Genomic DNA, 13380 nt, shown 5'->3' with positions numbered 1-13380 from the left:
CTCAGCCGGCCTTCGGCAGATTGCGGCCGATCTCGTCGAGGCGCTTCTGCAGCGCAAGTCTGTCGACCGCATTGATCGGCAGGCTGACAAAGATCGAAATTCGGTTGTTGAGCATGCGGTAGGCTTCGGCGAAGGCGAGATGCTTTTCCGCCTCGGTGCCTTCGACGGCTGCAGGATCAGGTACGCCCCAATGCGCCGTCATCGGTTGCCCGGGCCAGACCGGACAGGATTCGTTGGCGGCATTGTCGCAGACCGTGAAGACGAAATTCATCTCTGGGGCACCTGGCTCCGCAAACTCTTGCCAGTCTTTCGAACGGGCGAACGACGTGTCGTAGTTGAGGCTTTTCAAAAGCTGAAGGGCATAGGGATGAACCTCTCCCTTCGGATGCGATCCAGCCGAATAGGCCTTGAACTTGCCTGCGCCGACGCGGTTCAGGATCGCCTCGGCGAGAATCGACCTTGCCGAATTGCCGGTGCAGAGAAAAAGAACATTGTATGGCTCGCTCATCGCGCACCTCCCTTCTAGCAGTTGCAGGTCACAGCCTGGATCACAGGCTGGCAAAGTTCCGGCGCGCCATTGCAGCAGTCCTCCATCAGGTAGGCCAGCAGATCGCGAAAGCCGGTCATATCGGCGAAATAGCGCACGCTGCGGCCCTCCCGTTCGGTCCGCACCAGGCCGGCATGCGACAGGATCTTGAGATGGGCCGACATCGTATTCGGGAACGCGGCGAGCCGCGAAGCGATCTCGCCCGCCGGCACGCCGTCGGCTCCAGCCCGCACCAAAAGGCGAAAAACGTCCAGCCGGGTTTCCTGGCCGAGCGCGGCAAGCGCCGAAAGGGCGAGTGTCTTGTCCATAATTCCAGGATTCCAGAAATGGCGAAGAGAGTCAACGCGCCTCTGCCAGCGACCCAAGGCAATCTCTCAGTTTTGAATTCGCCCTTTAATCGTTTGCGTTGCCCCTCACCTGCCTGCCGGCATCCTCTCCCCGTATAGTGACGGGGAGAGGGGCCTCGTCATCGGTGATTTCGCCAAACATCAGCGGTGCAGAAACGACGCCAACGCTGCGGCCAGCCACTTCTCCCCGTCACTATACGGGGAGAAGTGCCCGGCAGGGCGATGAGGGGCGGCGCCGACTTGTACAACTGATCGTATCCGACACATCGAAGCGATGCCCGCTGCCCTCGGCGGCTCGCTCGACCAAATCAGCCAGGCACCGTGGCGGCAATGGCATCAGCGCGGCCAAGACCGGCAACCGCTTTCCTGACCCGCTGCAGATGCGCCTGGCGTCCGGCGGCCGAGACGCTGTCCATCCGGTAGAGCGCCAGGAATTTGGTCCGGCACAGCGGATGGCAAACGGAGCGGAAGCCGCGCAGCAGGGTCCGCCGGCCGGGCTGTCCCATGATCCACGACATCAGCGGCGTGGCACCGCATGTGGTCATCGCCATCACCCGGCGTATGTGCCGCAATTTGGGCCGCGGACCGCGTCGTGCGGTCGGCATCTCGAAAGCGAAGCCCGGCACCAGCACACGCTCCAGCCAGCCTTTCAGCATCGCCGGCACGCCATACCACCAGGTCGGGTAAATGAAGACGACCGCCTCGGCCCAGAGCAGCTCCTGCGCATGTTCGTGCACCGGTTGCAGGTTCGCCGCCTTGTCGTGGTAACCGCGCCATTCCTGCGTGCGCATGACTGGATCGAAGCCGGTCGCATGGAGATCGAGCAGGTGGACCTGATGCCCCCTTTCGGCAAGCGTCTCCAGCACCGTATCGCGCACGGCGCCGTTGAAGCTGTCGGTGCAGGGATGGCAATAGACGACGAGGACCTTCATCTTGCGCTCAGCCCGGTCGGTCGCCAGAGGATCGCGGTGCTGCATGCAAGCGCGTCGCATGCAAACAAGCCACCCGCAGACATAGTCGATCAGCTGTTTTCATGCGAAGCCCCGCAGCCCCATATCAAGACGCAACACCTCCAGTCGCGTCAAGCCCCGCTCGTTCGCTCAAGGAAAATTGCGCAGACATGGGCTTGCTGGAGGGCGCTGTCCCGCATGCCTTGAGCTACTCCGCGGATGCGGCGCTGCGGCGTATCATGCCCAAGAACTCCCAGCATTGTTCCCAGAATGTCTGCGCCCTAGCTTCAGGGCGTGTTCAAAGCGTCAGGAGAAAACGATGCAGACAGGAAAACTGAGCGGCAAAATCGCCTTGGTGACGGGCGCCTCCTCCGGCATCGGCGAGGCCACCGCCTTGGCGCTGGCGGCCGAGGGCGCCACGCTGGCGATTGCCGCGCGGCGCACTGAGCGCCTGGACGATCTGGCGAGGCGGATCCGTGAGACCGGCAGCACCGCGCTGCCGATTGCCGCCGACGTCACCGACGAAGCGCAAGCCACGGCGATGGTCGAACGGGTCCTGCAGGAGTACGGCCGGCTCGACATTCTGCTTGCGGTTGCCGGCGTCGGCGTCGCCGCGCCGTTCCGCAATACGACGCCGGAAGAATACCGCCGGATGGTCGACGTCAACATTCTGGGCCTGCTTTATCCGATCCATGCGGCGCTGCCGTCGATGCAACGGCAAGGCGCCGGCCACATCGTCGTCGTTTCTTCCGGCACCGGCCGTTATATCCACCCTTCGGTGGTCTATTCCGGCACCAAGCACGCGGTAAGCGCGATGGCGGAATCGCTTCGCCGCGAGATCGGCAAGGACGGCATCCGCGTGACCTGCATCGAGCCTGGCGCCGTCAAGACCGAGTTCACCCAGAATATGCGCGCCGATGTGCGCCAGGCGGTCGAGCTAAGGCTTGGCGACATGGAGCAGCTGGAAAGCGAGGACATCGCCGCCGCCATCCAGTATGCGGTGACGCAGCCGCCACGGGTCAACGTCAACATCCTGACGCTCTATCCGACCGAGCAGGCATGAGCTTGGCCGACAGATATGGTGCCCTGCGCCGCCCCGCAGCATCATCCCCCGGTCATCAGCGTGAACACAAGCTGCCGCAGCTTGCCGCCCGGGCCGAATTCGACCCGGTCGAAATCGCGGCTCGCCTGCCGCTGTGCCTGCGAAATTCCGGCGAGCCGTCTCGTCACTTCCGTCCTGATCTTGCTGCAGCCGCGGTCGTCGGGGACGGTCAGGCCGATCGTGGCCGCCTCGATCTTGTGCACCATGTCGATGATGCTGGCGCCGTGCACCTTCTCGTGGGCGGCGAGGCCGGTTGCGAAAACCTCCCAGTTCTTCTGGATGGCGCCCGGCAGCCGCGCGGCCGGCTTCGGCAAGGTGTAGGTGATGATCAGCTTCCGGCCGCGCCGACACCAGCACGCAGGCGTCGCCTTGCGGCTGGTAGTCCCTCACCCAGGTCAGCTTGAAATTGGTATGCGCGATGACGCGGCGCTCGCCGAGCAGCGGCCCGCGCCCGCCGATCGAGGCATAGAGCTCCGGCCCGGATTGCCCTGAGACGGCATAGGTCTCGACCTTCTCGACTGCCTGCCAGCCGGCATGCGCCGGCGATGCCGGCAGAGAGGCGAGCAGCAGGCAAAGGCGAATGGCTGTTTTCATGCAAGTCCTCGCAGCCGCTGCGCACGATGCAAAAGACATGCAGTTCCCTTCCGTGGACATAGCCTGCGGCCGGCTATAGTGGGATGCTCGTATACAAGAATCCACAGGCAACGCCATGTCGCCGCGACCGAACATTGCCCGGCAACGCCCTGCCCCCGGGACCCAGCCTCCCGGCGTCAGCCTGTGCCGCGCCCTGTCGAAGCTTGGCCTGTGCTCGCGTAAGCAGGCCGAGCTTCTGGTTGCCGAGGGGCGCGTGCGGGTTGCCGGCAAGATCGTGCGCAACGGCTCGATGCGCGTCGATCCCGGCCGCGACCGCATCGAGGTCGACGGCCACCGCGTCGCTGCCGAGCGCAAGGTCTATCTGATGCTCAACAAGCCGCGCGGGCTGGTCACCACCCGCGACGACCCGCAGGACCGCGGCACCGTCTATGATTGCCTGGCAGGGCTCGACCTGCCCTTCGTCTCGCCGGTCGGCCGCCTCGACAAGGCGAGCGAGGGCCTGCTCGTGATGACCAACGACACGCGCTTCGCGCAGCGCCTGCTCGACCCCGCCTCGCATGTCGCCAAGACCTATCACGTGCAGATCGGCGCCCTGCCCGACGAGGCCATGTTGGCGCGGCTGCGCGCCGGCGCGACAGTCGATGGCGACTTGCTGACGGCCCGGTCGATCGAGCTGCTGCGCGGCGGCACCAGCACCGCTTGGCTGGAGATCGTGCTCGACGAGGGCCGCAACCGCCATATCCGAAGGCTGCTCGGCGCCCACGATATCGAGGTGCTACGCCTGGTGCGCGTTGCGATCGGCCCATTGCAGCTCGGCGACCTCGCCAAGGGCAAGACACGCCATCTGACCGCCGAAGAGCTGGCGCTGCTTCGGGCCTGAAGGACAGAGCGAAGCATCACCCCGCACCCAGGCCGGTTTGATGAGCGTTCTCATGGATTTCGGCAAAATCCAGCCCATATCCTAGATATGGAGCTTTGAGCGTGAAACTCGCGCGTGCGGTCCTGCTTGCCGCGGCTTTCGTGGCTGCTGCGGCCGTTTGTCCCTCTTCCGCAACCGGAGAGGCGAACGGCCGGGAGAAAATTGTGTTGCGCGTCGAGATGGACGGCGCCATCGGTCCGGCGAGTGCCAGGCAGCTCGAGGAAGCGCTGGCGGTGGCCGCGGACCGAAACGCCCAGGCTCTCATCCTGCAGATGGACACGCCCGGCGGGCTGGTCACCAGCATGCGCGAGATGATCGCCGCTATCCTCGCCTCGCCGGTTCCCGTCATCGGCTATGTCGCGCCCGCCGGCGGGCACGCGGCGAGCGCCGGAACCTACATCCTCTACGCTACCCATGTAGCGGCGATGGCGCCCGGCACCAATCTGGGCGCGGCAACGCCGATCGAGATGGGCGGGCCGCTGCCATCGTTTCCCGGCGACAAGAACGATGGCCCGGAGGCGGACAAGGACAAGAAGAACGCACCCGCGGGCGATGCGATGATCGCCAAGGCGACGAACGACGCCGTTGCCCTGATCCGCAGCCTGGCTGAATTGCGCGGGCGCAATGCCGAATGGGGTGAAAAGGCCGTGCGCGAGGCGGCCAGCCTGTCGGCCGGCGCGGCGCTGCAGGAGCATGTCATCGACTTGGTCGCCCGCGACACCACCGAGTTGCTTCAACTGGCCGACGGCCGGACCGTCGAGATCGCCGGCAAGAAAGAGGCATTGGCGACGAAAGGGCTGCCGGTTGAAACGCTCGAACCAGGCTGGCTCATCCGGCTTCTCGCCGTCATCACGGACCCAAACATCGCCGTCATCCTGATGCTGGTCGGCGTCTATGGCCTCGTCTTCGAATTCACGAGCCCGGGCGCGGTCGCGCCTGGCGTGATCGGCACGATTTGCCTTCTGCTCGGCCTCTATGCGCTCAATCTCCTGCCGATCAGCTATGCCGGCCTTGCCTTGATGCTGCTTGGCATCATCTTTCTCGTCGTCGAAGCCTTGAACCCGACAGTGGTCCTTGGGCTGGGAGGCGTGGCTGCGTTTCTGCTGGGCGCTGCCATGCTGCTCAAGATCGAGGGGCCCGGCTTCGAGATGTCGTGGGCCGTTATCGCCACCGCCGCCGTCCTGACGCTCGGCCTGGCGCTGTTGACCGGCAGCTATCTGTGGGCGGCCCGCAAGAACGTTCCGCGTGTTGGCGCACAGGCCATGCAGGGGCTGCCGGCGGAGATTCTCGACTGGCAGGGCAGCGAGGGCCACGTGCTCGCCCGGGGCGAGCGCTGGCGGGCAAAAGCCGACGAACCGCTTGCGGCGGGCGACAGCGTCGAGGTGGCTGATGTCAGGGGTCTTGTGCTGACGATACGGCGCCGCAATGTGGGAAGCGATGGAGCAAGGCAATGATCATCGGTTATGTGGCCTATCTGGCAGCAGCGCTCGTCGTGGTCATGTTCTTATCCGCGGCCATTCGCGTCCTGAGGGAATATCAACGCGGGGTGGTCTTCACGCTCGGCCGCTTCACCGGGGTCAAGGGCCCCGGCCTTATCATCCTCATCCCCTTCGTGCAGCAGATGGTGAAGGTCGACCTGCGAGTGGTGGTCCAGGACGTGCCGCCGCAGGACGTGATCTCGCGCGACAACGTCTCGGTGAAGGTCAACGCGGTGCTGTATTTTCGTATCGTCGACGCCGAGCGGGCGGTGATCCAGGTCGAAGACTTCATGACCGCCACCAACCAGCTGGCACAGACCACGCTGCGCTCGGTGCTCGGCAAGCATGAGCTCGATGAAATGCTGGCCGAACGTGACAAGCTCAACAGCGATATCCAGGAGATTCTCGACCAGCGCACCGATGCCTGGGGCATCAAGGTCTCCGATGTCGAGATCAAGCATGTCGACCTCAACGAGAACATGGTCCGCGCCATCGCCAAGCAGGCCGAGGCGGAACGGCTGCGGCGTGCGAAAGTGATCAATGCCGACGGCGAACAACAGGCGGCGGCAAAGCTCGTCGAGGCTGGCAAGATGCTGGCCGAAGCACCGCAAGCCATGCAGCTACGCTATTTCGAGGCTCTCCATGACATCGCCGGCGAGCGCTCGTCGACGGTCGTGTTTCCGGTGCCAATGGATCTGCTCGGTCATTTCATCAAGCAGGGCGGGAAGTGAGGGAGGAGCGCATAATCTCCCTCGTGGGGAGATCAGCACCCTCACCTCTGCCACGGCGGGACCGGCGCAAAGCGTTTGCCGATCCAGTCGGCGAAGGCACGTGTCTTGGCGGCTTGCCCCTTGGCCGAAGGCATGACGACATAGACGGCCCCTTCGTCGGCAAGGGTCCAGTCCTCCAGCACTGGCACCAGCCGGCCGTCGGCGAGCTCGCGTCCGACCAGCCAATCCGTGCTCATCATCAGCCCGACGCCTTGCACGGCGGCTTCGACCAGGACCTCGGCGTCGTCGGTGACCAGCGGGCCGGAGACCTCGATACTGACGCGGCGGCCCGTGGTGTCGGTCATCTCCCAGGCCGGAAAGGTCTGGAAGCCTGAGAAGCCGAGACAGCTGTGTTCCAGCAGCGCTTCCGGCGCAGCCGGCGTGCCCCGGCGGGCGAGGTAGGACGGCGCGGCGCACAGCAGCCGCCGCCGTGTCGCGACCTTGCGCGCCACCAGCCGCGAATCCTCCAGCGCGCCGAGACGAACGGCAACATCGAAATTCTCGGCGACGAGATCGACGAAGCGGTTGGAGAACTCGGCCTCGATACGGACGTCGGGAAATTCGGCGAGAAACTGTGGCAGCAGGGGGCCGATCCACATGCGCCCGAACGAGCCGGGCAGCGCCAGCCGCAGCACGCCGCGCGGCCCGCCGCCGGCATGCGCCGACGCGACAGCCTCGGCTTCGTCGACGGCGGCCAGGATAGCGCGGATGCGGACGAGGAACTCCGAACCCGCCTCGGTCAGCGACACGCTTCGCGTCGTCCGGTGCAGCAGGCGCACGCCCAACCGCTCTTCCAGGGAGGCAAGGCGCCGCGACAGGATCGTTGCGTCGCGGCCGATGCGAGCCGCCGCCTTGGTGAAGGAGCGTGCTTCGGCGATTGCCGCGAAGGCGGCCATTTCGGCCAATGCTGCCGGTTCGTGCGATTGCTGCATCTGGCGCAGAGCTCAAATGTAAAAGCCAAGGATTATATACCAATAGCGCAGCAGCTAGTTTCACTCAATCCCGGCCCGTCAATCGGCCCAAACCGGAGTGAGACATGAAAGCGATCGAACTGACTGCCCCGAGACTGGACGCGTTTCGCGCGGCCACCGTTCCCACGCCTGAACCGCAGCGCGGCGAAGTGCTGATCCGCCTGCGCGCCGCAAGCCTCAACTTTGTCGACGTCGCGATCGCGAGCGGCAACTATCCAGGCCCGAGCTTTCCGCTCATTCCCGTCGTCGACGGCGCCGGCGAGATCGTCGGCATCGGCGAGGGCGTGTCGAGGCTCGCCGTCAACGACCGCATCATCGCCCATGCAAAACCGCGTTGGATCGGCGGCCGTCCGCGGCCTTATGAGACCAGAGAGATGCGCGGGCTGACACTGCCCGGCTCGCTCGCCGAATATGTCGTGCTGCCGGCCAATGCCGTCGTGCCGATGCCGGCTCACTTGTCCTTCGAAGCGGCAGCAACGCTGCCGATCGCTGGCACCACCGCCTGGAACGCGATCCGCGCCGCCGATGCCGGGCCCGGATCAGTCGTCGTCCTGCTCGGCACCGGCGGTGTGTCGATCTTGACCCTGCAGCTGGCAAAGGCAGCCGGCGCCACGGTCATCATCACCTCGTCGTCGGACGAAAAGCTGGCCCGCGCCAAGGCCTTGGGTGCGGATCATCTCATCAATTATCGTGAGACACCGGACTGGGACGCCAAGGTGCTCGAGCTGACCGACGGCCTCGGCGCCGATCTGATCGTCGAGACCGGCGGCTCGGCCACCTTCGCCCGCTCAATCAATGCCGCGGCGCCCGGCGGCACGGTGTTCGCGATCGGCTTCGTCACCGGCGCCGAGGCCACCACGAACCTGCTGCCGATCATCATCAAGGCGCTCAAGGTAGTGGGCAACAACACCGGTTCGGTATCCGACCTGCGCGACGCTGCGCGCGCTATCGGCGCCGCCCGTATCGATCCGGTCATCGACACAATCTACAGCCAGCACCAGGCGACCGAGGCCTACGCCCACATGGCGGCCGGCGGCCGGCATTTCGGCAAGCTTGCGTTCAGTCTGTCGTGGTGAGCCTGAAAAGGCAGGGCGTTCAAGCTGCCGATCTCCCCCCTCGTGGGGGAGATGTCCGGCAGGACAGAGAGGGGCGCTGTCCCTCCAGCCTATCAAGCAGTTCGCGCACCCACGTAAGGTTCTCAGCTCATCAAAGTTGAACTGAACGCTGGCGATCCTTCACGCCCCCCTCTGCCCTGCCGGGCATCTCCCCCACGAGGGGGGAGATTGGCAGTTCCACCGCGTCCGCCTAAATCAGCTTCTCCAGCGTGATCGGCAGATCCCGCACCCGTTTCCCGGTGGCGTGGAATACCGCGTTGGCGATCGCCGGCGCCACGCCGACGATGCCTAGCTCGCCGACCCCCTTGCCGCCAAGCACCGAGGAATGCGGGTCGGGAATACCGACTGAGATTACCTCGATGTCGGGAATGTCGGCATTGGTGGCGATGAGATAGTCGGCGAGGTTGTTGTTGACGATGCGGCCGTGGCGGCGGTCGACGATGCCTTCCTCGAGCAGCGCCTGGCCGATGCCCATGATGATGCCGCCCTTCCACTGGCTTTCGGCGAGCTTGGGGTTATAGAGCCGGCCCGAATCCAGCGCCGATACCACGCGCGACACACGAACCGTGCCAAAGTCTTCGTCGACGCGCACTTCGATGAAATGCGCGCACCAGCTGTGGCGGGAATAGTCGCCCTCGGTGTGCGGCAGCGCCATGGCTATGGTGGTGTAGTTCTTGTAGCGGTCCTCGACCGTCGAATTGGCCGGCATCGTGTCGCCCTTGGCCTCGATATGCTGGCGCCCGACGCTGCTGAGCAGTTCGGCGATGGAAACTTCAGGGCCGTTGCCGCGCGGCGACGAAATGCGGCCATTGGCGACGACGAGCGTGTTGGCCTGCAGCGTATGGAACGGCGAAGCCGGATCACTGATGGCGAGCCCGACCAACTGGTCGAGCGCGGCACTCGCCGCCTTGTGGACGGCGCCGGTCATCACCCCGGCCAGCCGCGAACCGCCGGTGACGCCGGCACGGGCATAGCGGGAATCGCCGAGCTTGACGATGACGTTTTCCGCCGGCACGCCCAGCACCTCGGCGGCGGTCTGCGCCAAGATCGTGTAGGTGCCCTGCCCCATGTCGATCGACGAGCTTTCGACCTCAACCGAGCCGTCGGCGAGAATGCGCACGACCGCCTCGCCATAGGCGCGCCGCACCGGGTAGGTGCCGGCGGCGACGCCCCAGCCGATCAACTGGTTGCCGTCGCGCATCGAACGCGGCTGGGGCGTCCGCTTCGACCAGCCAAAGGCTTCAGCGCCGGCCGCGAACGCCTCGCGCAGCTGCCGTGTCGACCACGGCTTCTTCGCATGCGGATCCTGCTCGGCATAGTTCCTGAGACGGATTTCCAGCGGGTCGATACCGACCTCATAGGCGAGCTCGTCGATCGCGCTTTCGATGCCGAAGGCGCTCGGGTTCTCGCCCGGCGCGCGCAATGCCCCCGGCACCACCGTGTTGACCCGCACGACGTTCTGCCGCGACGAGAAATTCGGCGTCGCGTACATGACCGAGGTGACCGAGCCGAGCGGCTCGACCCACATGCCGTCGACCGAGGTCTCGTTGACGCCGCGATGCACGATCGACTGGATCTGACCCTCTGCGTTGGCGCCGAGCGCCACGGTCTGGCGCGTCGCCGCCCGTCCGCCATAGGCGGTGAAGGTCTGCGGCCTGCTGACCGCCAGCTTCACCGGCCGTCCCAGCATTTTCGCGGCGACTGCCGCCACCGCGCCGTAGCCATAGGCGAACGCCTTGGAGCCGAAGCCGCCGCCAATATAGGGCGAGACCAGTCGCACATTCTCGAACGGCACGCCGAACCATTCGGCATAGGTCCGCGCCATGCCGTCGAGCCACTGGCTCGGCTCCCAGACCGTGAGTTGGTCGTCCTGCCACTTTGCGATCAGGCCATGCGGCTCCATCGGCGCCTGGTATTCGCGCGGCGTGTTGTAGGCGTTGCAGATCCTGACCGGAGCCGAGGCGAACGCGGTCTCCGCCTCACCCCACTCCTTGGTCATCGCATCGACCGCAATGCCGTCGCCGGCTTTCGGATCGCTGAGGTCGACGATCGCCGGCGCCTCGTCATAGGCGATCTTGACCAGCGCCGCGGCTGCGACCGCCTGTTCGAAGCTCTCGGCCACCACCGCCGCGATATGCTGGCCGCTGAAGGTGATGCTGCGCGCCAGCGGGCAATAGGCAACAGCCGGCGGCGGCGTGCCCAGCCAGTCCGTGGCGGTTCTCAGCGGCAGGAAATTGTCGGGCGTCAGCACCAGCAGCACGCCCGGCGCGGCTTCGGCCGCTGCCGTGTCGATCGACTGCACCCGGCCGGCGGCAATGGTACTCTCGACCAGCACCGCATAGGTGAGCCCCTCGAGCTGCTGCTCGACGGCGTATTTGGCGGCACCGGTGATCTTGGCCGGTCCGTCGACGCGCGACAGCCGGCCGCCGACCTGATCCGCGAGGACGGCGCCGTCCGAAGCGTCGCCGCGTTTGGCATCGCCAGGTCTTGTTCTCAACTCGTGAACGGTCATGCCGTTTCTCCCATTTTGAGGATGGCGCGGGCGACGACGCGCGGCGCCAGTTCGATCTTGTAGTGGTTGGCGCCATGGTCGACGGCGCCCTCGACGGCGAGCAGGCTGGCTTGCCTGACGACCTCCGGCTCGAGCACCTTGCCTTTCAGCGCCTCTTCGACGGCGCGGGCGCGCCATGGCTTGGTGGCAACGCCGCCAAGCGCGACGCGCAGATCGCGGATCGTCCTTCCGTCGGCCTCGAACTCGATACCGACCGCGGCACTTGCCGCGGCGAATTCATAGGACTGGCGGTCGCGGACCTTGAGATAGGTCGAGCGGCGGGCGGCGGCCGAAGCGGGAATGCCGATCGCGGTGATCATCTCGCCGGGTTCGATCGCATGTTCCCGTTCGGGCGTGCTGCCCGGCGGCAGGAAAAAATCATCGACGGCGACCTGACGGTCGCCGAGATGGAGGATCGCGTCGAAGGCGACGAGCGCAACCGCCAGGTCGCCGGGATAGGTGGCGATGCAGGCTTCGCTGGTGCCGAGCACGGCATGACCACGGGTGACGCCGCCGATCGCCGAGCAGCCGCTGCCGGGCGAGCGCTTGTTGCAAGCGGGGAAATTCGCCGGATCGCGGAAATAGGGGCAGCGCGTACGCTGCATCAAATTGCCGCCGATCGTCGCCATGTTGCGCAACTGCGCCGATGCGGCCTGCCACAATGCTTCCGAGACGGCTGGGAACCGACTCTTGATATCGGCATGGTCGGCGACGCGGCTCATCCTGGCCAGCGCGCCGATCGTGGCGCCCCGGTCATCAACGGCAATCGTGTCCAGTCCCTTGAGATGGGTGATGTCGACCACGGTCTCGGGTTCGGCAACGCCGCATTTCGCGAGATCGACAAGCGTCGTGCCGCCGGCCAAAAGCATGGCGCCGGGAAGTGCTGCTGCCTCACGGGCTGCATCGACGGAGCCGGCGCGGAGATACGAAAAGTCCCTCATGACGCGGCCTCCACGGCCGCCTGGCGCACGGCGGCGATGATATGCGGATAGGCGCCGCAGCGGCAGAGATTGCCGGCCATGTATTCGCGGATCTCCTCGTCGGAACCGGCATGGCCCTCGCGAATGCAGGCGACCGCCGACATGATCTGGCCCGGCGTGCAATAGCCGCACTGGAAGGCATCCTGTTCGAGGAAGGCGGCCTGCACCGCATGCAGCGTGCCATCCTCCCCGGCAAGCCCTTCGATGGTGGTGATGTCCCTGCTCTCAGCCTGAGTGGCAAGCGTCAGGCAGGCCAGCACGCGCTGGCCGTCGATATGCACCGTGCAGGCGCCGCACTGGCCCTGGTCGCAGCCCTTCTTGGTGCCGGTCAGGCCGAGATGGTCGCGCAAGGCGTCGAGCAGGGTAACGCGCGGTTCGACCTCCAGCTCATGTCGATGTCCGTTGATTTGAAGTTGGATTGGAGTTCGGGTTTTGCTTGTCATGGGGCGTCTGGCTCCAGTTGCTTGACGCGGGAGGGGATGATCTGGTGCCCGGCCGGCGAGCGGCAAGGTCAGCTTATGGCTAGGTGAAGGCTATCTTCCCCTTGGGGGAAATGCCCGGCAGGGCAGAGGGGGTCTGCCTGACTTGGCGCGACCTCGGGGAGGCTGCGGCTTGCGAGGTCGAAAGACGTGACATACCCGATCCCGTGATTACATGAGAAAGGCGCTCCACAATCGGAGGCGCCTCCGCTTATTACCTAAGGACCTGCTCGGCCCTGTTCAAGCCCAGGATCGAAAATGATCAAAATTGGAGAAAATTGGCAGGGCAGCCAGCCGTCATGCCTGGAGACAAAAAAGCACCACCGGCCCAAGCCGGTGGTGCTCTCTGAACTGTCTGTAGGGGCAGGACAGTCCAATGATCCTGAGGGGATCGTGCTCAATGTCGGCTCATTTTTGCCTCAGGGCATCGGCCGAACAGATGAGGAGTGCCGGCCGCGCCAGGAAATATCCTCCGTCGTCATCCACCGGGACAGGCAAGATGCGGAACGCCGGCCCAGACTCGATCCTGTGATTGTATTTACTTGCGATTATATTTGTCGGAGGCGTAACGAAGTTG

The 13380-nt window shown here is 65.3% G+C and carries 12 protein-coding genes and 1 pseudogene; 5 read left to right on the top strand and 8 right to left on the bottom strand.

The genetic code is table 11. The features are described 5' to 3' along the window. Position 1 precedes the first annotated feature (1 nt). From NKI50_RS08750 to NKI50_RS08740, 3 genes are all read right to left on the bottom strand, one after another. The gene (locus NKI50_RS08750; protein ID WP_352494408.1) at positions 2-508 is read right to left on the bottom strand and encodes an arsenate reductase ArsC; all 507 of its coding nucleotides are present in this window, start codon (positions 506-508) and stop codon (positions 2-4) included. A gap of 14 nt (positions 509-522) precedes the next feature. Beyond that, a complete protein-coding gene (locus NKI50_RS08745; protein ID WP_352640967.1) occupies positions 523-855 on the bottom strand; it encodes an ArsR/SmtB family transcription factor in 333 nt (110 codons plus the stop codon). Between the two features lie 347 nt (positions 856-1202). Continuing rightward, positions 1203-1826, bottom strand: a complete 624-nt coding sequence (locus NKI50_RS08740) for an NAD(P)H-dependent oxidoreductase (protein WP_502895819.1) — start codon at positions 1824-1826, stop codon at positions 1203-1205. Between the two features lie 337 nt (positions 1827-2163). On the opposite strand from NKI50_RS08740, the gene NKI50_RS08735 reads away from it, so the two are divergent. Then, on the top strand, positions 2164-2907 hold the full coding sequence (locus NKI50_RS08735) for an SDR family oxidoreductase (RefSeq protein WP_352716222.1): 744 nt from the start codon (positions 2164-2166) through the stop codon (positions 2905-2907). Positions 2908-2948: 41 nt separating this feature from the next. Here the strand turns inward: NKI50_RS08735 and NKI50_RS08730 are convergent. Beyond that, a pseudogene (locus NKI50_RS08730) lies at positions 2949-3540 on the bottom strand (DUF922 domain-containing Zn-dependent protease). Positions 3541-3655: 115 nt separating this feature from the next. Between NKI50_RS08730 and NKI50_RS08725 the strand changes: the two are divergent. The 3 genes from NKI50_RS08725 to NKI50_RS08715 all read left to right on the top strand — a co-directional run bounded on the left by NKI50_RS08725 (position 3656) and on the right by NKI50_RS08715 (position 6668). Beyond that, complete coding sequence (locus NKI50_RS08725; RefSeq protein ID WP_352640973.1) at positions 3656-4420, top strand: pseudouridine synthase; 765 nt, start codon at positions 3656-3658, stop codon at positions 4418-4420. Between the two features lie 101 nt (positions 4421-4521). Continuing rightward, a complete protein-coding gene (locus NKI50_RS08720; RefSeq protein ID WP_352716219.1) occupies positions 4522-5913 on the top strand; it encodes an NfeD family protein in 1392 nt (463 codons plus the stop codon). Next, on the top strand, positions 5910-6668 hold the full coding sequence (locus NKI50_RS08715) for a slipin family protein (protein ID WP_023722913.1): 759 nt from the start codon (positions 5910-5912) through the stop codon (positions 6666-6668). Before NKI50_RS08720 ends, NKI50_RS08715 begins: the two co-directional genes overlap by 4 nt. Before the next feature lie 41 nt (positions 6669-6709). Here NKI50_RS08715 and NKI50_RS08710 read toward each other — a convergent pair whose 3' ends face one another. Further along, positions 6710-7639 carry a LysR family transcriptional regulator gene (locus NKI50_RS08710; protein ID WP_352549412.1) on the bottom strand — a complete coding sequence of 310 codons (930 nt, stop codon included), beginning with the start codon at positions 7637-7639 and terminating at the stop codon, positions 6710-6712. Positions 7640-7743: 104 nt separating this feature from the next. Between NKI50_RS08710 and NKI50_RS08705 the strand changes: the two genes are divergently transcribed. Then, the gene (locus NKI50_RS08705; protein WP_023722348.1) at positions 7744-8754 is read left to right on the top strand and encodes a zinc-dependent alcohol dehydrogenase family protein; all 1011 of its coding nucleotides are present in this window, start codon (positions 7744-7746) and stop codon (positions 8752-8754) included. Between the two features lie 229 nt (positions 8755-8983). Here NKI50_RS08705 and NKI50_RS08700 read toward each other — a convergent pair whose 3' ends face one another. Genes NKI50_RS08700 through NKI50_RS08690 form a run of 3 tightly spaced genes read right to left on the bottom strand, consistent with a single transcriptional unit; the run spans position 8984 to position 12767 of the window. Beyond that, positions 8984-11305 (bottom strand): xanthine dehydrogenase family protein molybdopterin-binding subunit, encoded by a 2322-nt coding sequence (locus NKI50_RS08700; protein ID WP_023722349.1) that lies wholly within the window; start codon positions 11303-11305, stop codon positions 8984-8986. Then, on the bottom strand, positions 11302-12285 hold the full coding sequence (locus tag NKI50_RS08695) for an FAD binding domain-containing protein (protein ID WP_031195083.1): 984 nt from the start codon (positions 12283-12285) through the stop codon (positions 11302-11304). The genes NKI50_RS08700 and NKI50_RS08695 overlap by 4 nt, the downstream gene beginning before the upstream one ends. Then, complete coding sequence (locus tag NKI50_RS08690; protein WP_023722351.1) at positions 12282-12767, bottom strand: (2Fe-2S)-binding protein; 486 nt, start codon at positions 12765-12767, stop codon at positions 12282-12284. The genes NKI50_RS08695 and NKI50_RS08690 overlap by 4 nt, the downstream gene beginning before the upstream one ends. Between the last annotated feature and the right edge of the window lie 613 nt (positions 12768-13380).

The organism is Mesorhizobium sp. M0563 (genome assembly GCF_040321065.1).
Lineage (GTDB): Bacteria > Pseudomonadota > Alphaproteobacteria > Rhizobiales > Rhizobiaceae > Mesorhizobium.
Note: the sequence above shows the minus strand (reverse complement) of the source record. Positions and strands in the feature narration are given on the sequence as shown.